Below are 25,993 nucleotides of genomic sequence, written 5' to 3' on the forward strand. Positions count from 1 at the left end.
GCGGTACCTCTGCTCCGGAGACGGTGGCCGTGTGCGGGGCGGGGCACGCCGCCGCCGCGCCCCGCGGACGCGGCGGCGGACCGGACTTCGTCACGGAGTGGGAAGCGCGTGCCCTCCGTCCCGTCGGGCGAGCACGCTCAGGAGTGGCGCCGGATCGTCACGGAAGTAGAAGTGACCACCCGGGTACCGGCGCACCCGTACGGCCTCGGTGCTGTGCTCCTTCCACTGTTCGAGGTCCTCGGCGGTGACGGTGTCCGCGTCCCCGCCGAGCACGACCAGGGGTACCGGAAGCGGCCCGGTCTCCCGGTGGCGGTAGTTGTCCAGCAGGGTGAGGTCCGCGCGGAACACCGGGAGCAGCAGCGTCAGCAGCTCCGGGTCGGCGGCGATCTGCGGCGGGATGCCGCCGTGGCGTTCGTCGAGCACCGCGAGCAGTTCGCCGTCCGGCGTGTCGGCCAGCCCGGCCGCCTGGCGCGGCAGGTGCGGTGCGGGGAAGGCCGACACGATGAGCCGCTCGGGCAGCGGGCGGCGCCGGGCGATCAGCTCCCGCGTCACCTCGTAGGCGACCAACGCGCCGAGACTGTGCCCGAACAGGTCGTAGGGCGGTACGAACTCCGTGCTGTCGAGCAGCTCCCGCACCAGGGTGTCCAGGTCGGTCAACGGCGCTTCGGACACACGGCCGCCGCGGCCCGGCGGGCATACGCCGTACACCTGGGTGCCGGGCAACTGCTGTCCCCAGCGGACGTACTCGCCGGGAAACCCACCGGAGTGCGGAAAGCAGTACAGGTGGCGCTCGGGGGCCTGGGCCGGGGCACGGCCGGTCAGCCAGGGGCTGCGGCGGCCGGGCGTGCCGGTCGGCGCGGCGGACGGCACAGGGGCGGTCATGCGGGAGTCTCCTCGGTGGAATCGGATGCCGCCCCGCGCTCCTCGAGCAGCGCGGCCAGCGCCGCCGGGGTCTGGGAGCGCAGGACGTCCCCGGCGTTGACGGTGATGTGGAAGGCGGCGGCGGCCCACGCGGCGAGCTTGGTCGCGGTCAGTGAGTCACCGCCGAGGTCGAAGAGACCTTCGTGCGGGTCGATGTCCGGGTAGCCGAGCGCCTGTGTGAAGGCGCCCAGTACGGCGTCCAGCACGCTCGGGTGCTCCGCCGCCGGGCGCTCCCGCGGCGCCCCGGAGTCCGTCGGCGCCGTCCCCGCGGCCGACGGCGCGGCGGCGGCGGGCGCGGGCGGCGGTGACACCGGCCGGCCGTGCGGTTCGGCCGGACCGGCGGGCGTGCCGGGTTCGGCCGGTGCGGGAACCAGGTGGTTCCGGCGCTCGAACGGGTACGTCGGCAGCGTCACCCGGCGCCGTGCCCGGGAGCCGTGCAGCGCGGCGAAGTCGGGCCGTGCGCCGCGCGTCCACAGCTCGCCCACCCCGGACAGCAGTGTCGCCGTCTCCGAGGCCTCCTCCGCCGGGTGCGGGGCGAGATGGACGACGGCCTGCTTGCTGTCGTAGCGCGCGTGCTGCCGGGCCAGCGTGGCCAGGGTGCGGCCCGGGCCGATGTCGACGAGGACCTGGTCCGGGGTGCCGAAGAGGGTGTCCAGCACCTCGCCGAAGCGGACCGGCTGCCGCAGGTGCCGTATCCAGTGGTCGGCGGTACGGATCCCCTCGGGGTCCGCCCACGACCCCGTCGTGTCCGAGAGCACCGGCAGCACCGGCCGCTCGCGCGGCACCGCCTCGACCGCTTCGGCGAAGCGGCGCGTGATCGGCTCCACGAGCGGCGAGTGGCCCGCGGTGGCGATCCGCAGCACCCGTGCCTCGATCCCACGGCCGCTCAGTTCCCGCGCGAGACGGGCGACGGACGCGGCCGGCCCGGTGACCGTGCACTGGCCCGGGCCGTTCACCGCGCCGATCGTCACGTCCGCCGGGAGCATCGGCACGACCTCGTCCTCCGGCAGCCGGACGGCCGCCATCGCGCCGGCGGGAAGGGCGGCCAGGAGCCGGCCCCGTTCGGCCACCAGCCGGGCCGCGTCCACCGGTGCGAACACCCCGGCCACGCAGGCCGCGGCGTACGCGCCGAGACTGTGCCCGGTGACGGCGCTCGGCCGCAGCCCCCAGGACGTCAGCAGCCGGGCGGTGGCGTACTGCACCGCGAACACCGCCGGCTGGCCGACGGCGATGGTCGCGAGCCGTTCCGCCGCGGTCGCCCGCTGCGCCTCCGTGTCCGGATACAGCACCTCCCGCAGATCCAGTCCGAGCGGCTCCGCCACCGCCTCGGCCACCTCGTCCAGGTGCCGGCGGAACTCGGGCTCGGCGTCGTACAACTCGGCCGTCATGCCGACGTGCTGGCCGCCCTGGCCCGGGAAGAGGAAGACCTGTTCGGCGTCGGAGGAGGCGCCGCCCGCGGCCGATGCCCGGCCGCGCAGCGCGGACACCGCCTCCTGCGCGTCGCCGGCGACGGCGAACCTGCGGTGGGTGTGGTGGGCGCGGCCCGACTGCAGGGTCCAGGCCGCGTCGGCCAGGTGTGTCTCCGGATGTGCGACCAGATGGTCGGCCAGGCGGCTCGCCGCGAGGTCTGCGGCCTCCGGGGTCCGGCCGGAGACCACGAGCAGCTGCCGGCGATGGACCGGGGCGGAGGCCACGGGAGGCGGCGCCTGCTCCAGCACCACGTGCGCGTTGGTCCCGCCGACACCCAGCGCGTTGACTCCGGCGATCCGCCGCCGCGCCGCCGGCCACGGGCGCGTGGTACCGCTGACCTCGAAGGCGGACGAGGTGAAGTCGATGGCGGGGTTCGGCCGGCGGTAGTGCAGCGTGGCCGGCACGACGCCGTGCTCCACGCTGAGGACCGCCTTGATGAAGCCCACCACACCCGCCGCGGAGTCGGCGTGCCCGATGTTCGTCTTCACCGAACCGAGCAGGCAGGGGCCGCCCTCGCGGTCGGCTCCGGACCCGAAGGCCCGGCTGAGCGCGGCCACTTCGATCGGGTCGCCGAGCGCGGTGCCCGTGCCGTGCGCCTCCACGTAGCCCACCTCGGCCGGATCGACACCGGCGGCCTCGTGGGCGAGTCGGATCACCTCGGCCTGGCCCACCACGCTCGGCGCGGTGAAGCCCGCCTTGTGCCGGCCGTCGTTGTTCACCGCGGAACCCCGGATCACCGCGTGCACGTGGTCGCCGTCCTCGAGCGCGTCCGTCAAGGGCCGCAGTACGACCACGCCCACCGCGCTGGCGCCGACCGTACCGTCGCTGTCGGCGTCGAACGCGCGGCAGTGGCCGTCGGCCGCGACGATGCCGCCGGGTGTGTAGCGCATGCGGGGCAGGTGCGGGACGACGCTCGCGCCGCCGGCGAGGGCGAGGTCGCACTCGCCGTTCAGCAGCGACTGCACCGCCAGGTGCACCGCCACCAGAGAGGTCGAACAGGCCGTCTGCACGGTCAGCGCCGGGCCCGTCAGGTCCAGGTGGTAGGCGATGCGGGTGCTGACGAAGTCCGGCGCGGTGGCCTGCCGCAGCCGCCATTCGTCGAGGAACGGCAGCTCGTCGATGCGGGCGCGCACCGCCTCGGCGTACCCGTTGTTCCCCGCGCCGACGAAGACACCGGTCACCGGCCGGTCCTCGCCGCCGTGCCCGGCCCGTTCGAGTGCTTCGTGGGCGCACTCCAGCAGCAGCCGCTGCTGCGGGTCGGTGATGAGGGCGTCGTGGGCCGAGAGTCCGAAGTAGGCCGCGTCGAACTCGCCGGCCCCGTCCAGCACTCCGTAGGCCGGCACGTAGTCGGGATGTGCCGGGTCGGCGCGGTCGGGCAGGACGGAGACCGTCTCCCGGCCGGCGCACAGGTTCTCCCAGAAGCGCTCCACGTCCGCAGCGCCGGGGAAGCGGCCGGCCATGCCCACCACCGCGACGAGGTCGTGCTGGTCTTCCTGCTGGTCGTATGTCATCGAGAATCCTTGGCGGGGTCGGTGCGAGTGGCCTTGGCGGGGTCGGCGGGCGCGGGCGCCGGGGACACCGCGGGCGCCGGGGACGCGGTGCCCAGGGCGCCGATCACGAACAGGGCGGCGGCCGCGAGCTGCAGGCCGGCCAGCCCCCAGAAGGCGGGGGTCAGTCCCGCCTTCTGGGCGACCGTGCCGGACAGCACCCAGCCCGCCGTGCCGCCCATCAGCGCCAGCGCGGTGGCGACGGTGAGCGCCTCGGGCCGCTGGGCCTGCGGGATCCGCAGGACCCGGACGGTGGCGACCGGCGCGGAGGAGACGCCGTTGAGGAAGCCCACGCACACCAGCAGACAGACCAGGCCCGGCACGCCGAGCGGCAGCGGCAGCGCGAGGAATCCCACGCCCAGCGCGACCCGGCCGGTCAGGGCGAGCCTCCTCGCCGGTACCCGGCGCAGCAGCCGCCCGGCCAGCAGCGTGCCCGTGAGGGCGCCGCCGCCGAAGGCGGTCAGCAGGGCGCCGGCGACGACGGAGGATCCGTTCTCCCGCGACACGGCGATCACCGGCAACAGGGCGAACAGCGCCTGCCAGGCCATCTCGCCGAGCGCCAGCGCCACCGACCAGCTGCCCAGCAGCCGGTCCCGCATCAGCACCCGGAACCCGGCCGCGGGCGAACGACGTGCCGGGACCGTGCCGGTCCTCGGCGTGCGCGGCAGACACAGGCGCAGCAGCACGGCCGAGCACGCGAAGGACACCGCGTCCAGGACCAGCACCGTGGGAGCGCCGAACAGGGAGATGAGGACGCCGCCGAGCACGGGGCCCAGCAGCACGCTGAGCCGGGTCGCGCTCTGCAGGGCGGCGTTGGCCCGGCCGAGCAGTTGCTCGTCCTCGCCGACGACGCCCGGCAGGATGGCCTGCTGACTCGCCGCGTACGGGGCGTAGAACGCGCCGATCGCGAACATCACCACCACGAACGTGGCCGTGTTCAGGCAGTCGAGGAAGTACAGCACCGGCAGCAGCGCCACCAGCGGGCCGCGGACGGTGTCCCCGATGAGCATGACGCCGCGCGGTCCGAGGCGTCCCGTCCATGAGGCGCCGAAGAAGCCGAACACCGCGATGGCGGCCAGCTGGGACGCCATGACGAGCCCCATGTCGCCGGCGGAGCCGGTCAGTTGCAGGACGAGCCAGGGCATGGCGACCGCGCTGAGCTGGGTGCCGAGCATCGAGATGGTCTCGGCCACGAGGAGCACGCGCAGGGTCCGGTGCCGCCGGATGCCGGGCGGCGGGGCGACGGGGGTGAGGGGTGTGGTCCCGTTCGTCATGATCACGCACCTTCCGTCGTGCCGGGACGGCGCCGGCCCCGCCGGGCCTGGCGGCCGGACCGCTGAGGACGCCTCGGTTCGGTGCCGCCGTCCGCCGGTCCGCCGTCGCGACGCGCCGGGTCCAGCGCCTTCGCCAGAGCGGCGACGGTCGGGTGCTCGAACAGGGCGGTGACGGGCAGCTCCCGGCCGAAGGCGGCGACGACCTTGCCGTGCAGCTTGGCCAACGCCAGGGAATTGCCCCCGAGGTCGAAGAAGTTGTCGTGGACCGAGACCGCGGACAGTCCCAGGACCTCCGACCAGAGTGCGGCCACGCGCCGTTCGGTGTCGTTGCCCGGTGCGACGTGGCCCGCCGCCCCCACCAGGTCGCCGCGCTCGGGCCTGGGCAGTGCGGCGTGGTCCACCTTGCCGCTGGTGGTCAGCGGCAGGGCGGGCAGCACGACGACGGCCTCCGGCACCATGAAGGCGGGCAGTTCCGCCCGCGCGCGGCGCAGCAGTTCGGCACTGTCGGGACGGTGCGCGCCCTGCGGGGTCACATAGGCGACCAGAGCCGGGGTGCGCTGCGGATCGCCGGTCACCGCGGCCTGGGCCACTTCGGGCTGGCGCAGCAGGAAGTGCTCGATCTCGCCGGGTTCGATGCGGTAGCCGCGCAGCTTGAGCTGGCGGTCCGCCCGGCCCAGGTACTCCACGGTCCCGTCGCCGAGCCGGCGGCCGAGGTCTCCGGTGCGGTAGACCCGCAGCGGGGCACCGTCCAGGTCGATCGTGCGGAAGCGGTCCTCCGTCAGTTCCGGCCGCCGCAGGTACCCGACGGCGAGGCTGTCTCCCGCCAGGTGGATCTCTCCGGTGGTGCCGAGCGGGCAGCGCCGGCCGGCCGCGTCGAGGACGAGCATCCGTACGCCCGCGATCGGCCGGCCGATGCAGTTCAGCGGCGTCGAGCCGGAGCCGTCGATGACGTGCTCCGAGGCGGCGACGGTGTTCTCGGTGGGGCCGTAGGAGTTGAGCAGCCGGTAGGGCAGCCCGGCCGGCGGACGCTGGGAGAGGGCCGCGCCGCCGATGCCGAGCCAGCGCAGTGTGCGCGGGGCGGCGGTGCCGGCGCTCCACATGGCCTCGGCCAGCGCGGTGGCGCAGAACGCCACGGTGGCGCCCTTGCGGTCCAGCCACGCGCCGAGCGTGGACGCGACGACCGGTCGCTCGTGCGGGACCAGGCAGGCGCCATGGGCGAGGGCCTGCCACACCTCCATCTGCGAGGAGTCGAAGCTGACGCTCAGCAGGTGCGTGCAGCGGTCCTCGGGGCCGATGCCCTGGGTGTCGCCCACCGACCGTACGAGGTTGGCCAGTCCGCCGTGCCGGACGACGACGCCCTTGGGGGTTCCGGTGGTGCCGGAGGTGTAGATGACGTAGGCCGTGGCCTGCGGGGACCACGCCGGCCCGGCCCCGGTGTCGCCGCCGTCCGCCGTGCCCGCCGCCTTCGCGACGTCGAGGACGGTGGTCCGGCCGGTCGACGGGAGCGTGATTCCCTCGCGGGTGAGCAGGACATCGGCCCGGACGTCGTCCAGGACGAACTCCTGCCGGGCGGCCGGCCACGACGGGTCGAGCGGGCAGAAGGCGGCCCCGGCGAACCAGGCGGCCAGCATGGCGACGACGAAGTCCTCGCCGCGCTCGAGAAGCAGGGCGACCGTGGGCCCGTCGGCCGGCAGGTGCGGGCGCACCGCGCCGGCCAGCGAGCGGGCGCGGGCGACCAGCCCGCGGTAGTCGAGCGTGCCCCGGTCGCTGTCGACGGCCTTCGCGTCGGGGCGGACGCGTGCCTGCTCCAGGATCAGTTCCGGGACGGTGGTCGCGGGGCCCGGCAGCGGGCCGCGCTCCCACGCGCGCATCCGGTCGAGCTGGTCGCGCGGGATCAGTTCCAGACCGGTGACGGGGGTGTCCAGGTGATCGGGCAGCTGTGCCAGCAGCGCGGCCAGCGCGTCGGCCAGCTGTTCCACGTCGTCGCGCCGGACGAGGCCGCCGTGGTAGGCCATGCGGCCGCGCAGTTCGCCGCCGTCGAGGACGAGCGCGACGGTCAGTCCGAGCTTTCCGGTGTACGCCGCGTCGCCGCCGTCGAGTTCGACGGCCCGCAGGGCGCGTCCCCCCAGCGTCGGCGGGCGCCCCGCGGCCGTGCTGAACGCCAGCGAGACGTCGCAGTACGGCGTGCGTCCCGGTCTGCGCGGCGGGTTGATCCGGTCGACGACGTCCTCGAAGGCCGCCTCGCGGTGCGCGAAGGCGTCCAGGGTCGTGTCCCGCATCGCTTCCAGGGCCTCGCGCACGGTCGCGTCGGGCCGCAGCCGGGAGCGCAGCGCCACGGTGTTCAGGCACGGCCCGAAGACGTCCGCGAGAGCGCCCGGGCCCCGGTGGGTCATCGGGCTGCTGATCACCACGTCGTCCGTGCCGGTGCGGTGGTGCAGGAGGAGGGCCAGTGCGGTCGCCGCCGTCATGAACGGGGAGAGACCGTGCCGCTCGTGCAGGGCGCGCAGCCGCTCGCCCACGCCCGCGGGCATCGGTATCTCCACCACCCCGTGCGGTGCCGGTTCCTCGGGGGCGGGCAGCTCCACGTACGCGGGCGCCCCGCCGAGGTGCTCGTGCCAGTGGGCGAGGTCCGCCTCGTGCCGGGCGCCGGCGCGAGCCGTCTCCCGGGCCTGGACGAAGTCCCGGTACTGGGCGGGGCGCCGGCCGTCGGCGAGCTCCACGAGGAACGCGGTGACGGCGTCCGCGAGGCGGGCCGCGTCGGCGGCGGACACGCGGTCGCCCCGGTGGGAGAGCACGGCGTCCAGTTCCCCGTCCTGCTCGGCCACGGTCAGCGTGATGCCGAACTTGGCCTCGTGGGACCAGAGCGACTCGGCGAACACCGGGCGCAGCGCGGCGCCGCCGAGCACGGCGTGCCGGTCGGCGCGCAGGTTCATGTTGATGACCACGTCGCCGAACGGCGCCCGGTCCGCGCCCTGTTCGGGGCGGAGCCGGGCCAGCACCTCGTCGAAGGGCGTCCGGGCGTGCTCGAAGGCGTCCAGCACCTCCGTGCGCATCGCGCGCAGCAGGTCGCCCGCGGGACCGTCACCGGCCGTCGAGGAGCGCAGGACGACGAGGTTGAGGCAGGGGCCGAGCAGGTCGGCGCTGTCGCGGTCCCGGATGCTCGCGGGAACACCGAAGGTGACCCTGGGCAGGCCGCTCCACCGGTGCAGGCCGGTGGCCAGTGCCGCCGCCATGAGCATGAACCAGGTCGCGCCGTGCTCGTCCATGACCGGACGCAGCCGTCCCAGCAGCCCCTCGGGCAGCACCAGGCGCACCGCTCCGTCGGCCTCGGTCCGCGCCGGCGCGGGCAGGTCGAGCCGGGCGGGCCAGCCGGTCAGCCGCTCCGCCCAGAAGTCCAGGTCGGCGTCACGGCGAAGGTCGCCCGAGCGCTCCAGGGCGGCCGCGTGCTCGCGGTACTGGAGCGCCGGCGGCTCGGACGGCAGCCCCGCGAGGCTGTCGCGGTAGCGGCGTTCGAGCTCGCGCAGCAGGACGGGTACGGACTCGCCGTCCACGACGAGGTGATGCAGGCAGAGCATGAACGCCTGGCCGCGAGGCCCGCAGTCGGCGACGGCCGCGCGCAGCAGCCGGCCCGAGGCCAGGTCGAACGGCTGGCCCGCGGCGCCGTCGAGCCAGCGGGTGGCGGTCTCTTCGGGGCCCTCCGCGCCGGTGGGGTCGCATATCTCGATCCGGGGCCGCCAGGGCTCCTGGACGACCTGCCGTACGGTGCCGCCCTGCGCGCGGAACGCGGTGCGCAGGATCTCGTGTCCCGCGACGAGCCGGGCGAGCGCGTCCTCGAGGACCGCCGTGTCCAGCCGGCCTTCGACGGTCCAGCCGAGGAAGACGTTGGCGGGCGAGCCCTGGCCGGTCTGCTCCGCCAGCCACATGCGCCGCTGGAAGGCGCTGGCGGGCGACGCCGCCGCGGCGGCGGGGGCCGCCGCCCGGTCACCGGCGCCGGCGCTCCCGCGGTCCGCCCCACGCGGTGCCGCGGGTGCGGCGTCGGGCGAGGGCCGGTCCGGGTCGGCCGCCGTACGGCCCGAGGCCCGGTCGATCACATCGGCCAGGTCGCCGAGCCGCGGCGTCTCGAACAGCGTCTTGATCGGCAGGTCGGCTCCGAACCGCTCGGCGATCTCGCCGATGAGGCGTACGGCGAGCATGGAGTGTCCCCCCAGCCCGAAGAACGAGTCGTCCTCGCCCACCGTCGGCACGCCGAGCAGGTCGCGCCACACGGCCGCCAGCGCGGCCGGAGTACCCGAGCGGGGCGCACGGCGGGCCGGAGCGGCGAGCGCGGCGGTCTGCGCCCGCAGCGCGGCCATGTCGATCTTGCCGTTGACGGTCAGCGGGATGCTCGCCACCACGTGGAACAGCGAGGGCACCATGTACGAGGGCAGCCGGCGTGCCAGGTGGCCGCGCAACTCGCCCGCGCTCAGCCCCTGTTCACCGCGCACCACCGCGATCAGCCGGTCGTCCTCCGCGAAGACGACGGCGTCCGAGACACCCGGGTGGTCGCACAGGCACGTCTGCACCTCGCCGGGCTCGATGCGGTAGCCCCGCAGCTGGACCTGGGAGTCGGCGCGTCCGATGAACCTCAGGGATCCGTCCGGCAGCCGGGCGGCGAGGTCGCCGCTGCGGAACAGGGTGCCGTCACCGAACGGCGAGGGCACGAAGCGCTGGGCGGTGAGTTCCGGCCGCCCAAGGTAGCCGCCCGCGACGCCGTCGCCGCCGACGTAGATCTCACCCACCGCGCCGACGGGCAGCAGCCGGCGGCCCGTGTGCCGGTCCAGCAGATGCAGGCGCGTCGTAGGGATCGGAGTGCCCACGACGCTCGTGTCGGTCTCCATGTCGCCGCGTGAGACGGTGCGCACGCTCGCGTGCACGGTGGTCTCCGTGATGCCGTACATGTTGACCAGCCGCACCTGCGGGAACCGCTCGGACCACTCGGTCAGCATCGCCGGGCGCAGTGCCTCACCGCCGAAGACCACATAGCGCAGCGCGGCGAGACCGTCCGGCGCCGAGGGCCGCAGCCCGATCAGCCGGCGGAACGCGCTGGGCGTCTGGTTCAGCACCGTGACGCGCTCGCGCTGGAGCAGGTCGAAGAAGAGCCCGGGGTCCCGGGTCTCGTCCTCGGAGACGAGCACGACCCGGCCGCCGTGCACCAGGCCGCCGAACAGCTCCCACACCGAGAAGTCGAAGGCGTACGAGTGGAACATCGTCCACACGTCCTGCGGTCCGAAGGCGAACGGGAGCCGGTCGTTGACGAGGAGCCGCACCAGGTTGCGGTGGGTGAGGACCACGCCCTTGGGCCGGCCGGTGGTGCCGGAGGTGTAGATGCAGTAGGCGGGCGAGTCCAGGGGGACCGAGGGCAGCGGTGCCTCCGCGCCCCGGGTCGCCGGGGCGAGCAGCTCGTCCAGGGCGAGAACCCGCCCGTCGAAGCCGTGGCCGTCCGACCCGGCCGACGGGGCGAGCGCGACGCGCACTCCCGAGTCCGAGAGGATGAACTCCCGGCGCTCGTCCGGGACGGCGGGGTCGATGGGCAGGTAGGCGGCGCCGGCCAGCAGGGTTCCCAGGACCGCCCGCACCTGGTCGGCACCCCTCGGGAACAGCAGGGCGACCAGCTCTCCCTGGCGTACGCCGGCGGCGAGCAGACCCTGTGCGACCGCCCGCGCGTCGGCCAGCAGGTCGCCGTAGGCGACCGAGTGCGCGCCGTCGGTCAGTGCCACGTCGGCGGGCCGGGCCTCGGCGCGACGCCGGATGAGGTCGTGGGCGGGCGTCTCCTCGTACCCGGCCTCGGTGGCGTTCCACACCCGCAGCTGGGTGTGGCGTTCCGCCTCCGAGAGGGGGTCGATCTCGGCCACACCGGAGTCGGGCCGCTCGGTCAGCAGGCGCAGGGCCGTGACGTAGTGGGCGGCCATCGCGGTGATCTGGTCGTGGTCGAAGTACCGGCCGTTGTAGACGAGACGGGCGCGGTGCCCGCCGTCGCCGTCCGGCCGCAGGCACAGGTGCAGGTCGTACTTGCCGCGTCCGCCGCCGGCGTCCACCGGCCGTGCCGCCGCCCCCTCGGGCACGGGCAGCGGTGCGGCGGCCGGGAGGTAGCTGTACAGGACGTCGAACAGCGCCGTACGGCTCATGTCCTTGGACGGGTCGACCAGCCGGACCAGCTCGTCGAACGGAGCCCGGTCGTGGGTACGGGCATGGGCCGTCTCGGCGGCGGTGCGTTCGACGAGTCCGGCGAACGAGAGGCCGGCTTCCGGGCGCAGGCGCACCGGCAGGAGGTTGCTCAGCGGACCGACGACGTGCCGGTCCTGTTCCCGCCGCCCGGCGTGGGACAGGCCGAGCACCATGTCCTCCTGGCCGGAGTACCACTGGAGCAGGGCCGCGAAGGCGGCGAGGGCGACGTCCGTCACCTGCGCCCCGAGCCGCTCGGCGGCGCTGCCCAGCGCGACGTCGGCGGGGACGGCGAACGCCACCGACCGCTCCTCGTAGACGTGCACGGCGTCGCGGGTACGGCGCTCCGGCAGGCGCAGCGGGTCGGCGGGCGGCCGCAGTACGGCGGCCCGGGCGGCGAGATGAGCCCGGCCGGCGGCCTCGTCCTCGCTGTCGCGCCACGCCTGGTAGCCGGTCGGCCGCGGTTCGCGCGCGTCCGGACCGGCCACGATCTGCCCGGCCACCGTCTCCAGGGAGACCCGGTCGATCACGGCCTGGTGCCCGCACAGGGCGATCCAGCCGCCGCGGGAGCCCTGGTCGGGCAGGACGGCGATGCGCAGGAGCGGACCGGCGGACAGGTCGAACGGTGTGCGTGCCCAGTCCGTCAGGGCGTCCGGTACCTCCGCACCGGCCGCGTCGCCCGGCCCGGCGGGCAGCCACGCGGGCACGACGGTCGCGTCGGTACGCACCCGCTGGACGACGCGGCCGTCCAGCTCGACCAGCTCGGTACGCAGTGCCTCATGGGCGCGGACGACGGCGGCGACGCGCCGCGCCAGCGCCGTGCGGTCGGGCAGCCCGTCGAGCCGCAGGAAGAGCGGCAGGTTGTGGTAGGTGGGCGCCGCCGGGTAGAGGTGGCCGTTCTCGAACCGGTCCACGAACCACATGCGTTCCTGGTGCGCGGAGGCCGGGTGGACGTCCGCCCCGGTCCCGGCCGGAGCCTCCTCGCCGGTCGGGAGCGGCGCCTCGGGGCCGCTCGCCTCGGTGTAGTGGGCGTCCAGTTCCTTGAGCAGGATCTCCTCGCACTCGCCGTCCCACAGCAGGTGGTGCAGGCACACGAAGAGCACCTGGCCGGCCGGCCCGAGTTCGATGAGCGCAGCGGTCAGCAGCCGGCCCGAGGCCAGGTCGAAGGGCTCATGGGCGGCGGTGCGGATCCAGTTCTGCAGCGCCGCCTGCGGATCGGGGCGGTCAGCGAGGTCGATCCGCTGGACGCCGGGCACCCACGGCGCGCGCACGGTCTGCATGAGATCACCGTCGACCTCGTGGAACGCGGTGCGCAGGATCTCGTGCCGCGCGATCGTCGCGGCCAGGGCACGGCTGACGCCGTCGGCGTCCAGCGGGTGTTCGACTCGCCAGGCGAGGGGCACGTTGTACGCGGCCGGATCACCGCCCACCCGCTGCGCCAGCCAGACACGGCGCTGGAAGCTGGAGGCCGGGAAGCGGTCGCCGACGCCCTGCACCGGGCGCCCGGCGGCCTCTCCTGCTTCCGGCGTGGCCGTGGCGGCCGGGCCGGGCTGGACGGAGGGAGCGCCGGCCGGGCGACCGGCGTCGGCGGCAGCCGTCCCTGTCCCGTGGCGTGGGCGGTCGGTGCCGGCGGCAGCGGCCGGTGTCCCGTCGAGCGGCCGGTCGGCGGCCTCGGAGGCGGGTGCGGGCAGCGCGTGGGCGGCGAACTCCCCGAGCCGGGGGTGGTCGAACAGCAGGCGGATGGTCGCGGTGGAGGCCGGGAACCGCTCACGCACCGCTGCGACGAGCCTCTCGGCGAGCAGCGAGTGGCCCCCCAGCTCAAAGAACGAGTCGCCGGGCGCGACGGGACCCGTGCCGAGCACGGACTGCCAGACCTCGGCCATCTCGTTCAGACGGGCGGTGTCCCCGGCAGCGGCGGCCGACGCAGGCCGGTCCCCGCCGCCGTCGCCGCCGGGTGCGGTGCCGCCCGCGTCCGTTCGTGCGGTGGCCACCACTTCGCCGATGCCCGCCCGCGGGTCGTCCGCCAGCGCGCGCAGTACCGCCGTGTAGTCGTCGGCCATGGCGCGGACCACCGTGGCGCCCAGCGAGCCCGCCGGGTCCTTCCACAGCAGATGCGTGCCGCAGCTGTCCTCCCGGACCATGAGCGCGAGGCGGAAACCGGCGGTGCTCTCCATGTCCAGCAGGCTCAACCGCGCCTCGGCACCGTCGTGGCGCAGCCGTACGTCGTGGACGTCGACGCCGTCGCGCAGGCCGGCGTGCCAGTACTGGAACACCGTCTGATGGGTGCGCCGCTGGGCCTCGGGGCCGGTCAGGCCGGCGGCGCGCATGATGGCGGGCAGCGGCAGATCGCCGTGGGCCAGGGTCTCCTTGACGCGGGAGCGGACACGGCCGAGCAGGTCGGCGTAGGTGTCGTCGTCGCGCACCGGGACCCGCACCGGGAGGGCGTTCACGAAGTAGCCCACCCGCCCGCTCAGTTCGGGCAGGCAGCGGCCGTGGTACGGGAGGAACGAGAGCACGTCCGACGCGCCGCTGTGCCGCCTCAGCAGCGCGAAGTAGGCGCCCATGAGGAGGGTGGCGTAGGACATGCCCGCCTCGGTGGCACGTGCGCGCAGGTCCTTCGCCAGGTCGGCCGGCAGTTTCTCGCTGAGGACGGTGTACCGCGGCTCCTGCGCACCGCTCGGCAGCGCGAAGTCGCCGCCGCCGTCGCCGAGGTCGGCCTTCCAGTGCAGCCGGTGATCCTCTCCGGAGGGGCCGTCGGCCAGTTCGCGCGAGTGCGCGGCGAACGCGGCGAGCGCCGGAGCGTGGTCCTCGCGGGGCAGCCGGGCGCCTTCGTAGGCGGTGCGCAGGGCGTCCAGGAGCAGCAGGATGGAGGCGCCGTCGTACACCAGGTGGTGCACGGCGATGAGCAGGACCGTGTAGTCCGGGCCGTCGATGAGGTCGACGCGCGCGAGCGGGCCGCTCCGCAGGTCGAACGGGGTCTGCCAGGTCTCGCGGATCGCCGCGTCCTGGTCGAGTTCGGTACGGCGGCGCCGGACGGGGATTACGGGGGCGTCCGACCAGTCGAGCACGGACCCTTCCTGCCCGGTGCGCACCCGCGCGCGCAGCTGCGGGAAGGCCTCACCGACCTCGGCGACCGCGAGGCGCAGCTGGTCGAGGTTCAGGGTGCCGCGCACCCTGAACGGGGTGGGGATGATGTGGCTCCACTGGCCGGGATCCAGCTTCCAGGCGACCCACATCGCCTCCTGGCCGACGGACAGCGGGACACACTGCGCGGGGGTGTTCATACGGTGCTCTCTTCGGGGCGGTCGGCGTGCGACGGGCGGGGTGTGCCGTCGGAGGTGAGGAAGCCGAAGCCGGCTCCGGACATCCAGGCGGCGGTGACCGCTGCTACGTCCGGGGCGGGCGGGGACTGGAGCCGGCGGGACAGGTCGTCGATCCGCAGCCGGGCGGCGGTGCAGAAGATGTCGGCCAGCGGCTGGGCGCTGTCGTCGCCGGACGCCGACAGGGCCGAGGCGCGTGCCAGGGTGAGCGACATGCCGAGCAGTTCCCGGGCGATACCGGCCAGCAGGATCACCGTCCGTTCCTGGGAGGCGAGTTCCTCCCGGTCGGGGTGCCGGCGGGCCAGCCGCAGACAGGTGCGGCCGAAGTCGCGGGTCTGTTCGGCCACCCGGCGCAGATGGCCGAGATTGCGGTCGGTGAGGACGGTGCCCGCGGTGTCGAGGGGCGCCGCGTCCTCCCTCAGGAGCTCCTCGGCGTGTTCCGGCTCCGGGTAGTAGTACGACAGGATCGACAGCCGTCCGATCCAGTTGTCGATCTGGAAGTCGACGCCACCCGAGATCCGGAGATTGCGCAGGTCGCGCAGGTACCGCTCCACTGGCACGGGCGCCGCGCCGCGCAGCCGTTTGCTCGGCGCCGTCTCGTAGCCCTCGGCCGCCAGCAGGGACATGGCGCGTTCGGCGACGTCCCAGGCCAGCAGGGAGGCCGCGTTCTTGACGGCGTTCTGCTCGAACCGCAGGTTGAGGTCCCCGCCCTGGTCGTCCGGCAGCAGACACCACTGGGCCATGGTCTCGATCGCGAACGTCTCGGCCAGGGTGTCGGCCAGCCGGCGCCGCACCTCGTCGTACTCCGACAGCGGCCGTCCGTCGATGACCCGGCGGGCGGCGAAGTCGCGCATCCACCCCGCGGACAGCCGGGCGACGGCCAGCGCGGGGGCGGCGATCAGGTGCATCCGGCCCCGGCCGACCAGCCGTGCGGTCGCGGGCGTCGTACGGACGACGTGCCCGGCGTCGCGTTCGACCAGCATGTGCGCCCCGCTGACCCGGACGTCCCGGAACTCCAGCCAGCCGTTGGGGAATCCCTTGATCCCCATGTAGGTGTGCCAGTCTCCGCTGGTCACTCCGGGGCTGTCGGTGCGTACGAAGAACATCCGCACCCGGTCGGCGCCGTCCTCGCGGACGGTCGCCGAGACGCTGACCACCTCGGCGACGGGCGCGTGCCCGACGAAGACCTTGCGCCCGTTGAGCAGGTAGTCGTCGGTGCCCTCGACGCGGGTCGCGGTGGTGAAGCGGCGCTGGTTCGCCGCGCCCTGGGGTTCGCTGTCCGCGCTGGCGGACCGGGCGCCGCGGCGCACCACGTCGCCGAGCAGCTCGCGCAGCGGCCCGTCCGGGACGACGGACAGGAAGGCCCCGGCGCCGAGCGCGTTCTCGATGGCGAGGGAGAGTGCCACCGGAGTGCAGTGCGCCGCGGCCGTCGCCACCATGCGGAAGGTGTTGTAGTGCGAGAGCGCGTGCCCGCCCAGGGCCGGGTCCGCCTGGAGCGCGAAGTAGCCGCGAGCGCCGAGCTCGTCGAGGAGTCCGTCGGGCAGGGCGGCGCGCGCGTCGACATCGTCCGGGTCGACGCGGTCGCGGAGCAGGGCGGCCAGCTCCTCGGTCATCCGGTCGCCGGTCCGCGCGTCGGCCGGGTCCTGCACCGGAAAGTCCCGGATGAGGTCCCAGCGGAATCGTCCCTGGTACAGCTCTTCGAGGAAGCTGACCCGATCGGGGTCGCTGGTCGCGTTCCGTGTGGTCCTTGACGGTGTGCTTGCCAAAGGAGGTCCTCACATCGAGGTGGATACCCCTGCACATGGGCATGCCAAGTCGCCCTGCCCATGTGCAGGGGCGGACGAGCGTGGCGGTGTGGGGGAAGGGGGGTGGGGTCAGGAAAGAGGGGGCGGCCGGGGCGTCAGGGGCGCCCGGCCGACCGTGCACGACGGCCGGCTACAGCCGGGTCCGTACGTTCAAGCGCCGCATCCAGTCGTCGAGTTGGAGCACCATCTCGGCATCGGCGCGGCCCAGCCAGCCGCCGCGGTCGAGCAGTGCCGGGTCCTCGGTCATACGACGGATCGCCGACAGGTCGACGAGCGGACGCGCCGGCGCCGTGCTGTCGTCGAGCAGCTCGCGCAGCCTGCCGACCAGTCCGGCTTTGTAGTGCGGGTCGTAGGTGATCGGGTACGGGACCTTGGCCCGGGTGAGCACCGAGGGCGGGACCACGTCCCGGCCCAGAGCGCGCAGCAGGCTCTTCTCCCGGCCGTCGAAGGACTTCATCGCCGCCGGCACGTTGAACAGGACGGACAGCAGACGGTGGTCGGTGAAGGGGAACCGCACCTCCAGACCCGCCGCGGTGCTCAGCCGCTCGGAGTGCAGCACCGTCTGTTCCAGCAGCCTGGTGACCGTGAGGTAGTCCACCTGCCGGGCGAGCCGGTCGACCGGATCGGCGCCCGCCAGGTGGGGAACCTCGTCGAGCGCTTCACGGAACATGCGGTCGACATGGCCGTCGACGTCGACGGCCTCCAGGAGCGCCTGGTCGAAGAGGCCGGTGCCGATGCCGTAGGGCATCCCGAACCGCCGCGAACGCTCGATCCACGGGAAGGAGGTCAGCACCCGGCCCTCGTCGATGGCACCGCCCAGACCTCCGAACAGGGCGTCCGCGCCTTCCCCGCTGAGCACGACGGGCGCATGCCGCGCCACGTGCCGGCTGAAGAGGTAGGGGGTGATGTTCTTGTCGCCGAACGGCGTCGGCTGGTCCTTGGCGGCGAGCACCTCCGCCAGGGTCACCGGATCCAGCAGTTCCTCGGGCCGGACCGCGACTTCCTGGTGGTCGCAGCCCCACAGCCGCACGACCTCCTCCGCGTACGGCCGGTCGGGTACGGGCGCGGAGGTGTCACCGAACAGCACCGTGAAGGTACTCGGCGCGCTTCGGCCACGGGAGGCGACAAGGCCCGTCAGCACGCTGGAGTCGAGTCCGCCCGACAGCAGGACCGCTGCTCCGTCGAGGGGCGCGGCGTCGGCCACGGCGTCCTCGAGCAGCTCCCGGACGTACTTCACGGTGGTGTCGAGGTCGAGTTCGTGGGGGCGGGCCTCCAGGCGCCAGTACGCCTCCTCGGTACGACCCTCCGGCCCGAGGCACAGGGTGTGACCGGCCCGAACCTCGCGCACGCCGCGCAGTACGCCCCGGCCCGGGCTGCGCAACTGGGTGAGGACGGCGCCCAGGCCGGCGCCGTCGAGTTCGGCCCGCACCATCGGATGACGCACGACGGTGGCCACATCGGAGGCGAACACGACCCCGTCCGGGGTGAGCGCGTAACTCAGGGGCTTCACGCCCAACCGGTCGCGCCCGAGGAGCAGTTCTCCGGTGCGGACGTCCCACACGGCGAAGGCGAACGCCCCGTCCAGATGCGCCGGGGCGGACCGTCCCCACCGCATGTAGGCCCTGAGCAGGGCCCGGGCCTCTCTGCTTCCCCCGCTGACGGGGAGGTCCGAGCCGGACGTACCGGCCGTCGGGGAATCGAGATCGCCGGGCGGCAGTACGTGGCCGTCGCACACGGCGACGGCGAGGACGTCACCGGTGCCGTCGGTGGCGACAGCGGCCTGTTGGTCGTGCGCCGAACCCCTCTGGACCAGGGCGACATGCCGCCCCTGCCACACCGGGCCGCCCTTGCGGCCGCGGACGACGAGATCGGAAGCGATCTGCTCGACCGTCAGGGAGAAAGAACTTAAATCCCGGCGTCGATCGAGCCAACCGGCAATACCGGACACACTTTTCCTTACGTTCATGCAGTGCAGGAGTGTCGACGCCGAAGAAGCGGACGGCTCGAATCACGCAAGTCCTGTCGAACATGAGGAGGTGGGGGAAACGAAGCCGGGCGACCGACATTCGTGATCTTAGTGAGCGCCGATCCGGAACGTCTGTGATCCATTTCACCAACCGATCCCGGAACGACCTCGCACCCGTGGACAACGCGAGCACATCACCGGACAGACCCACCGGAAGTGCTGCTCACAGCCCTGCCGAACGCCGCACGCCCCCTCTCGAACCCCCCGAACGACACGGGGTGTTCATCTTCAAGCCCCCTGTGATTGCCAGTCTGAATACTTCGCATTCCCGACATCCATCCCAATACCCTCCCCTCGAATCCCGGCCACGCTGCTGAACGACCGGTCAGCCCACCTATCGCGTTCAAAGGGCTCCCGCATGGCAAACACACAGGAATCGCGAAAATACAAAACCTTTGCTACGGGGCACTTGCGAGCAGCGAGCTAATTCGTTAAAGCGCCTCCGCGGAGCTCGGCCCGCTTCCCCGAATGCGCCCGGTTCGCCAGGCGCCCGATGGACGTATTCCCCTCCGCCAGGGAAGACGGCAGCAGCGGACCGTCCTGGGGGCGCTCGCCGAGGCACGGACACGTGGGACATCGTCTAGGCCGTGGGCCCCGCAACGGGCACATCCAGCTGGGCTCCGCCGCCCCGACCGCCCGGCACAAGCGCGCATCAGAATCGACGAGAAAAGGATCGTGCCGCGGGCCCGGCACTTCCGGAACCGCCGGAGCCCTCCCGACCGCGCCGGGGATCAGCCGGTCGACGGTGCTACAGCCACCGGGTGCACGCCGCCCGCGACGTGCACCCGAAGGGTGGATCCGCCCGGTGGCACGCTTCCGCCCGCGGCGAACCACGCGGCCAGCGAGGACGCGTAGGCCGCCGGGTCCGCGTCCGAGCCCGGTGCTGCCGACAGCAGGAACCCACCGTGGTCGCGGACCCGGACGGTGCACGTGTGCGGGCCCGTCACGTACGCGGCGACCGGGCAGTGCGGATACCGGCGGAGCACCTCGGCGGTCCACGCCTCCGGGCTGCCGAGTCGGGGATCGTCCGGCTGCCCCTCACGTGTGATCACATCAGCGGACTCCAGGCTGGCGGGGTCCAGGCTGTCCTCGTGGACGGCGAGGTGTGCGTTCCCGTCGGTCCGGTGCGGGCGTCCTGTGGAGCGTTCGATGATGACGTCCGCCCCCTGGACACGCGTCCACACACGCAGGGGAGCGGTGCGTTGCGGCGGGTCGTACGCCGGTAGCGGCAAGCGTTCAAGGAGCGCGGGACCCTCAGGCTCCGGGAGGTCCATCAACTGGTAGAAGTGCTGTCGCAGCAACCTCGCCGAGGCGCCGGGAGCGGAGGTGGTGAACTCGGCCGGCTCGGCGAGCGGCCGGTGCCCGGTCAGCACCTCGTCGATCTGCTCCCGCAGGAGGCGGTGCACGTCGAGACGCGGTGCGTCGCGCACGAACGCAGCGAGCGGTGCGTCGGGGTCCAGCCGGACCTGCGAGGCAGCGGCCAGCAGCACGGGGAGGCCCAGAGCCGCCGCGTAGTAGGTGACCGCCCCGAAGTCACCCAGAACCACGTCTGCCGCGATGAGGGCCTGCCGCCAGGCATGTACGGGATCGATCAAGGTGAGCCCGGCACGGCGCGCTCGGTCCAGCCAGGCCCGGATCTGACCCGGGCCGTGCCCGTACCAGATGTTCGGGTGCAGGATCGCGGCCAGCCGGTACTCGTCGGCCGGCAACTCGGCGGCGAGGCGCGGCAGCAGACTCGGCAGCACGTCCTCCCCGCCTCCGTTCCCGAAGAAACCCTCCGGATTCCAGGTCGAGTTCAGTACGACGAGTCGCTGCCCGGAACGTACGCCCAGGGCACGCCGGAACCGTTCACGGTAGGGGAAGGCCGCTAGCAAGCGATCGAAGCAGGGATCCCCGGCGAGGACCGCTGACCTCACGGCCTCCGGGCACGCGCGCCGCAACCGCTCCAACTGCTCCGGGTGGGACAGGACGAGACCGTCCACGAACGGCTTGTCATCGACGAGGAGCCACTCGCGTGAGAGGCCGAACGTCGGCTCCCGGCTCCCGTTTCTCGGTATCGCCAACTTCTTGGTGTAGCCGACACCGTGTGACAGCACGCTCAACTTGCCTTGCAGGGCGTGCAGTTGTCCGCCGAAGCTGGCGGAGACTGCCAGGTCGACCGGTGTCGACCGGGCCTGCTCCCACGGCAGTACGGGCAACTCCAGTTCAGCGAACAGCTCGGGGAGTCCCGCCCGGAACGCGGAAGACCCGGTGCAGGTCACGAGCAGCTGTACCCGGAAGTCATCACGGAACAGAGGCAGAACGTCCATGAGGCGCCCAGCGGAAGCGACGTTGTGCGCCACCAGCAGCACCTTGCGGCTGGTCGACCGACTGGTCCACAGATGGGAGTCCTCGCCGACCGGCACCCTTACCGTCCAAGGATCGGCTGACCCCACCCGTCACCTCCGGCCGGCTGCGCAGCGTTCTCGCTACCGAAGATCACCCTAGCCCGCGCCGGATGGCATCGGCTCCGCCGCTGCGGCCGAGTACCCGCGGTTCGATCGGGTTGTGCTGCAGAGGGTCAGGAGTACGGACGTGTCTGCCGGGCGCGCAGGCTGAGGCGATGGTCCTCGTAGGCAGGAGCGGCCGACGGGCGGCAGGCGTCAGCGCACCAGCGCCGGGCGTTTCGGGTCGAACTCCCAGCCCGGGACCAGGAACTGCATCCCGGCGGCGTCGTCGCGCGCCCCGAGGCCCAGCTCCCGGTAGCGCCGGTGTGCCGCCTCCACCTGCTCCATGTCCAACTCGACACCCAGGCCCGGACGTTCGGGCAGCGCGACGGCCCCGTCGCGGATGACGGGCGGCTCATGGGTCAGGCGCTGTCCGTCCTGCCAGATCCAGTGCGTGTCGATCGCGGTGATGTCGCCGGGGGCCGCGGCGGCGACCTGGGTGAACATCGCCAGCGACACATCGAAGTGGTTGTTCGAGTGCGAGCCCCAGGTCAGACCCCACGCGTCGCACAACTGGGCGACGCGCACGGACCCGTTCATGGTCCAGAAGTGCGGGTCGGCCAGCGGGATGTCGACCGCGTCCGCCTTGACGGCGTGCCCGAGCTGCCGCCAGTCGGTGGCGATCATGTTCGTGGCGGTCCGCAGACCGGTGGCACGCCGGAACTCCGCCATCGTCTCCCGCCCGGAGTAACCCCCCTCGGCGCCGCACGGATCCTCGGCGTAGGCGAGGACGTCGCGCAGCGTGCGGCCGATCGCGACGGCGTCGGCCAGCAGCCAGCCGCCGTTCGGGTCCAGCGTGATCCGGGCCCGCGGGAAACGCTCGGAGAGCGCGGTCACCGCCTCGGCCTCGGCCCGGCCGTCGAGGACACCGCCCTTCAGCTTGAAGTCCTGGAAGCCGTACCGCTGCTGCGCGGCCTCGGCCAGCGCCACGATCGCCTCCGGCGTGAGCGCCTCCTCATTGCGCAGCCGCACCCAGGCGTCCTCCGCGTCCGACTCGTCGCGGTACGCCAGGTCGGTGCGGTGGCGGTCGCCGACGTAGAACAGGTAGCCGAGGACGGGGACGCTGGTGCGCTGCACGCCCTCGCCGAGCAGTGCCGCGACCGGTACGTCGAGGTACTGGCCCAGCAGGTCGAGCAGCGCCGACTCGACGGCGGTCACCGCGTGGACGGTGATCCGCAGATCGAAGGTCTGCACACCGCGGCCGCCCGCGTCACGGTCGCCGAACCGCTCGCGCAGTGACCGCAGCACCGCCTGCACATCACCGACGGGCCGGCCCACGACCAGATCGCGGGCCTCCTCCAGAGTGCTGCGGATGCCCTCGCCGCCGGGCACCTCGCCGGCCCCGGTGCGGCCGTCGGAGTCGGTGAGGATCACCAGGTTCCGGGTGAAGTACGGGGCGTGCGCGCCGCTCAGATTGAGCAGCATGCTGTCCTGGCCGGCGACCGGGACGACCCGCATCGAGGTGATGGCGGGGGTGGCGGCGCGGGGTGCCGTGGTGCTCATGGTCGGGCCTTTCCTGTGCGGCTCGCGGGAGAACGTGCCGGTGCGAGGGGGGGGAGTGCGGCGGGGGACTGACGGTGCGGCGGGGCGGGCGGGTGTGCCCTGCGTCAGCCGCCGATACCCGCGATGAGCCGGGCGAGCGCGTCGAGTTCGGCCGGTTCGAGATCCGTCAGCGGCGGGCGGACCGGACCCGCGGGCCGGCCGGTCACGGCCAGACCGGCCTTGACGATGCTCACGGCGTAGCCGCTCTTGCGGTCGCGGATCTCGGTGTACGGCAGAACGAAATCGTTCAGCATCCGCAGGACGTCCGCATGGCGGCGCCCGCGCACGGCCTCGTAGAAGGCGAGGGCGAAGGCGGGGACGAAGTTGAACAGGGCGGAGGAGTAGGTGGTGAAGCCGAGTTCGAGATACGGCAGCGCACAGGTCTCGGCGGTGGGCAGGCCGCCCACATAGGTGAGCCGGGTGCCGACGGCCGCGTACAGCCGCGTCATGGCGTCGAGGTCGCCGGTGCCGTCCTTGAAGCCGATCAGGTTGGGGCAGCGCTCGGCGAGACGGGCGACGGTGCCGGGCTGGTACACGGCGTTGGCCCGGCTGTAGACGATCACCCCGTGCGACGTGGCCCGGCACACCGCCTCGGCATGCGCCGCGAGCCCGTCCTGGGAGACCTCGGTGAGATAGGGCGGGAAGAGGAGGATGCCATCGGCGCCGGCCCGCTCGGCGGACCGGGTCAGCTCGACGGCGGTGGCGGTGCCGTAACCGGCGGGGGCCAGGACCGGGGTGCCGCGAGGCGCGGCGTCCACCGCCGCGGCGACCACGCGCTCCACCTCGGGCAGCGTCAGCGAGAAGAACTCGCCGGTGCCGCCCGCCGCGAAGAGCCCCGCCACCTCGTGGGCGCCCAGGTGCGCGATGTGCGCACGGTAGGCGTCCTCGTCGAAGGAGTGGTCCTCGGCGCGAAAGTGCGTCACGGGAAAGGACAGCAGACCTGAACCGAGGTGGCGGCCCAGGTCGGCGGGGGTGCGGGCGGTCATGGCGAGGGTGCTCCCGAAAGGACGAGGCGGCGAGGGTGCCGGCGCCGGCCGCCGTCCCGTGCGACCCGCGTCACTTGTCTGGCGTGACGCTAAGAGGAGACACTCATGCAGGTCCAACACCGATTCGGCATGCCGTGATGCGTCCCGCGCATCGCGGATGCGCCACGTCCGCTCCGGCGGGCGGAGGGGGGCAGGCTCCGTGTTCTCGCTCGACCAGCTGTCCGGCTTCGTCGCGGTGGCCGAGGAGGGCCACTTCGGCCGGGCGGCGGCCCGCCTCAACATGACGCAGCCGCCGCTCAGCCGCCGGATCCAGGCGCTGGAGCAGCGGATCGGGGTGCAGCTGTTCGACCGCTCGCAGCGGGGTGTGCGCCTGACCGCGGCGGGCCACAGCCTGCTCGCCGACGCGCGCCGCATCCTCCAGCTGTCCGAACGCTCGGTGCACTCGGCCCGGCGCGCGATGGCCGGCGAGACCGGCACGATCACCTTCGGCTTCACCGCCAGCTCCGGCTACGTCCATCTGGAGACGGTGCTCGCCACGGCGCGGGCCCGGCTGCCCCGGGTCGATCTGGTGCTGCGCGAGATGGTCACCTCGGCCCAGTGCGCAGCGCTGCTCGCCGGCGATCTGGACATCGGTCTGGTCCGGCCGCCCGCGGACGCGGCGGAACTGTCCCGACTTCCCTTCGCCCGCGAGCCGTTGGTCGCCGCGCTGCCGGCCGGGCACCCGCTCGCCACGCGGGCGGCGGCGCCCGACGTCAGGGACCTCGACGGCGTGCCGTTCCTGATGTACGACCCGGACGAGGCGTGGTACTTCCACGACCTCCTGAGCCGGCTCTTCCAGCGCGCGGGCGCCGCCCCCGGCTACGTCCAGCACGCCAGCCAGGTGCACACCTTGCTCGCCCTGGTCGGGACGGGCCTCGGCATCAGCCTGGTACCGGAGGCGGCCCGGCGGCTGCGTCCGGCCGGGGTGGTGTTCCGGCCGGTGACGGGCATGGACGACACCCGCGCCGAACTCCACCTGGCATGGTGCTCCGATCACGAGGTACCGGCGCTCACGGCACTGGTGACGGCGCTGCGCGAGCGGCGCGAGCCGGCGACCGGGTGATCGCCCCGCCGTCACGGTGGACGACCCGGCGGACGCCTCCGGCTCCAGGCGCCGTCCGGTCACCCCGCGAAGCCCGGCCGGGCACCGGCGGGGGGACCGGCGCCCTCAGAGCATCATCAGAACGTTGACCAGGGCGATGAGCACCGCGACCGCCACGGCCGCGATGACCACCCAGGGCCACATCGGGTGTTCCTCGGGCGGCCGTATCTCGGTGGACGGCCGGACCTTGGCGGTCTTGGACACGGTGGCTCCTCGTGGGCGGGCGACGGGCGGGACCGCCTCCAGCGTGGACCGCGCGCGGCCGCGTTTCAGTCAGGGTGGCCACCGGACTTCGGGTGGGCTTTTCTCCACCCGCTCCGTCAGCGGAAACGAATCGGACCCGTCCTGCGACGTCCCGCTCCGCATCGGCCGGGCCGTCCGGGGGAACTCGGTGTCCGGAACATGGATGCCGCCGACAGGCGGAGGAGGTGCCGTCGCCGTGAACGACTGGGACATGTGGGAGAAGCCCGACGAGGTACGGCTGTCGCCGCGCGAGCAACTGGCGCTGCTGCGGATGGAAGCGGATCTCCGGCAGGACCGGCGGTTCGTGCGGCGCATGGGAGCGGCACGGCACCGGGTCTGGCTGCCGGTGGCCGTACTGCTGCTGGCGCTCGCGTCGGTGTTCGTGGCGGTCATGGGGATACGTACCTCGGACCCCGCCCTGCTGGGGTGCTTCGCGGCGCTGTGGCCGCTGACCCTCTTCCAGGCGTTCCGCCTGCTGCGCCGAGCGGCCCGCCCCCGCCCCGGATCACGGGCCACTCGGCGGCGTTGAGCATCGAGAGCTCCGACGCGGCGCGCTACTCTCCCGGTATGCGCATCTCCGTCTCCTCCGACATGGACGAACCCGTGGCCCGCCTCCTGGTGACGGAGCTGCGACGCCGTGGCCACGACGTCCGGGAGCACGGCGCGCTGCGGCCCGGGGCCGACGCGCAGTGGGCCGTCTGCTCGGAGGCCGCCGCCAGGGAAGTGGCCGAGGGTGCGGCCGACCAGGCGGTGGTGTGCTGCTGGACCGGCACCGGGGCGTCCATCGCGGCCAACAAGGTGCCGGGCGTGCGCGCGGCGCTGTGCACGGACGCCGCCACGGCCGACGGCGCGCGGCGCTGGAACGACGCCAACGTCCTCGCGCTGAGCCTCAGGCTGACTTCCGGGCCGGTGCTGACGGAGATCCTCGACGCCTGGTTCGCGGCCGAGCCCAGCCAGGATCCCGAGGACGTGCAGAACGTGGCCCGCCTCGGCCGGCTGGACGCCGCCCGGACCGAGTCCTAGGGGCGTCC

13 protein-coding genes are annotated in these 25,993 nt (G+C 73.6%); 3 read left to right on the forward strand and 10 right to left on the reverse strand.

Features of this window, described 5'->3' with window-relative positions; genetic code table 11:
• Positions 1-90 precede the first annotated feature (90 nt).
• From ACF073_RS31220 to kdgD, 9 genes are all read right to left on the reverse strand, one after another.
• Positions 91-882, reverse strand: coding sequence for a thioesterase II family protein (locus tag ACF073_RS31220; RefSeq protein WP_392074778.1), 792 nt, complete (start codon positions 880-882; stop codon positions 91-93).
• The gene (locus ACF073_RS31225; RefSeq protein WP_392074780.1) at positions 879-3,902 is read right to left on the reverse strand and encodes a type I polyketide synthase; all 3,024 of its coding nucleotides are present in this window, start codon (positions 3,900-3,902) and stop codon (positions 879-881) included. Before ACF073_RS31225 ends, ACF073_RS31220 begins: the two co-directional genes overlap by 4 nt.
• Positions 3,899-5,212, reverse strand: coding sequence for an MFS transporter (locus tag ACF073_RS31230; RefSeq protein ID WP_392074781.1), 1,314 nt, complete (start codon positions 5,210-5,212; stop codon positions 3,899-3,901). The genes ACF073_RS31225 and ACF073_RS31230 overlap by 4 nt, the downstream gene beginning before the upstream one ends.
• Before the next feature lie 2 nt (positions 5,213-5,214).
• Complete coding sequence (locus ACF073_RS31235) at positions 5,215-14,697, reverse strand: amino acid adenylation domain-containing protein (protein WP_392074782.1); 9,483 nt, start codon at positions 14,695-14,697, stop codon at positions 5,215-5,217.
• A complete protein-coding gene (locus tag ACF073_RS31240; protein ID WP_392074783.1) occupies positions 14,694-16,499 on the reverse strand; it encodes an acyl-CoA dehydrogenase family protein in 1,806 nt (601 codons plus the stop codon). Before ACF073_RS31240 ends, ACF073_RS31235 begins: the two co-directional genes overlap by 4 nt.
• A 169-nt stretch (positions 16,500-16,668) precedes the next feature.
• On the reverse strand, positions 16,669-18,486 hold the full coding sequence (locus ACF073_RS31245) for an asparagine synthetase B family protein (protein WP_392074784.1): 1,818 nt from the start codon (positions 18,484-18,486) through the stop codon (positions 16,669-16,671).
• A gap of 809 nt (positions 18,487-19,295) precedes the next feature.
• Complete coding sequence (locus tag ACF073_RS31250) at positions 19,296-20,873, reverse strand: hypothetical protein (protein WP_392074785.1); 1,578 nt, start codon at positions 20,871-20,873, stop codon at positions 19,296-19,298.
• A 333-nt stretch (positions 20,874-21,206) separates the two neighbouring features.
• Positions 21,207-22,553, reverse strand: coding sequence for an enolase C-terminal domain-like protein (locus ACF073_RS31255; RefSeq protein WP_392074786.1), 1,347 nt, complete (start codon positions 22,551-22,553; stop codon positions 21,207-21,209).
• Between the two features lie 104 nt (positions 22,554-22,657).
• Positions 22,658-23,578 carry a 5-dehydro-4-deoxyglucarate dehydratase gene (gene kdgD, locus ACF073_RS31260; protein WP_392074787.1) on the reverse strand — a complete coding sequence of 307 codons (921 nt, stop codon included), beginning with the start codon at positions 23,576-23,578 and terminating at the stop codon, positions 22,658-22,660.
• Positions 23,579-23,777: 199 nt separating this feature from the next.
• Here kdgD and ACF073_RS31265 point away from each other — a divergent pair, with 199 nt between their 5' ends.
• Positions 23,778-24,680, forward strand: a complete 903-nt coding sequence (locus ACF073_RS31265; RefSeq protein ID WP_392074788.1) for a LysR substrate-binding domain-containing protein — start codon at positions 23,778-23,780, stop codon at positions 24,678-24,680.
• Positions 24,681-24,785: 105 nt separating this feature from the next.
• Here ACF073_RS31265 and ACF073_RS31270 read toward each other — a convergent pair whose 3' ends face one another.
• Entirely contained in the window at positions 24,786-24,923 is a 138-nt protein-coding gene (locus ACF073_RS31270; protein WP_392074789.1) for a hypothetical protein, read from the reverse strand.
• A gap of 235 nt (positions 24,924-25,158) precedes the next feature.
• Between ACF073_RS31270 and ACF073_RS31275 the strand changes: the two genes are divergently transcribed.
• Positions 25,159-25,491 carry a DUF3040 domain-containing protein gene (locus tag ACF073_RS31275; RefSeq protein ID WP_392074790.1) on the forward strand — a complete coding sequence of 111 codons (333 nt, stop codon included), beginning with the start codon at positions 25,159-25,161 and terminating at the stop codon, positions 25,489-25,491.
• Between the two features lie 38 nt (positions 25,492-25,529).
• On the forward strand, positions 25,530-25,985 hold the full coding sequence (locus ACF073_RS31280; RefSeq protein ID WP_392074791.1) for an RpiB/LacA/LacB family sugar-phosphate isomerase: 456 nt from the start codon (positions 25,530-25,532) through the stop codon (positions 25,983-25,985).
• The last annotated feature ends 8 nt before the right edge of the window (positions 25,986-25,993 follow it).

Source organism: Streptomyces sp. NPDC015171 (assembly GCF_043079545.1).
GTDB lineage: Bacteria > Actinomycetota > Actinomycetes > Streptomycetales > Streptomycetaceae > Streptomyces.

Bases quoted from the DNA above. Each gene is read 5' to 3' on its own strand.
- ACF073_RS31220 (WP_392074778.1), bottom strand. From the start codon at position 882: ATGACCGCCCCTGTGCCGTCCGCCGCGCCGACCGGCACGCCCGGCCGC.
- ACF073_RS31225 (WP_392074780.1), bottom strand. From the start codon at position 3,902: ATGACATACGACCAGCAGGAAGACCAGCACGACCTCGTCGCGGTGGTG.
- ACF073_RS31230 (WP_392074781.1), bottom strand. From the start codon at position 5,212: ATGACGAACGGGACCACACCCCTCACCCCCGTCGCCCCGCCGCCCGGC.
- ACF073_RS31235 (WP_392074782.1), bottom strand. From the start codon at position 14,697: ATGAACACCCCCGCGCAGTGTGTCCCGCTGTCCGTCGGCCAGGAGGCG.
- ACF073_RS31250 (WP_392074785.1), bottom strand. From the start codon at position 20,873: ATGGACGTTCTGCCTCTGTTCCGTGATGACTTCCGGGTACAGCTGCTC.
- ACF073_RS31255 (WP_392074786.1), bottom strand. From the start codon at position 22,553: ATGAGCACCACGGCACCCCGCGCCGCCACCCCCGCCATCACCTCGATG.
- kdgD (WP_392074787.1), bottom strand. From the start codon at position 23,578: ATGACCGCCCGCACCCCCGCCGACCTGGGCCGCCACCTCGGTTCAGGT.
- ACF073_RS31280 (WP_392074791.1), top strand. From the start codon at position 25,530: ATGCGCATCTCCGTCTCCTCCGACATGGACGAACCCGTGGCCCGCCTC.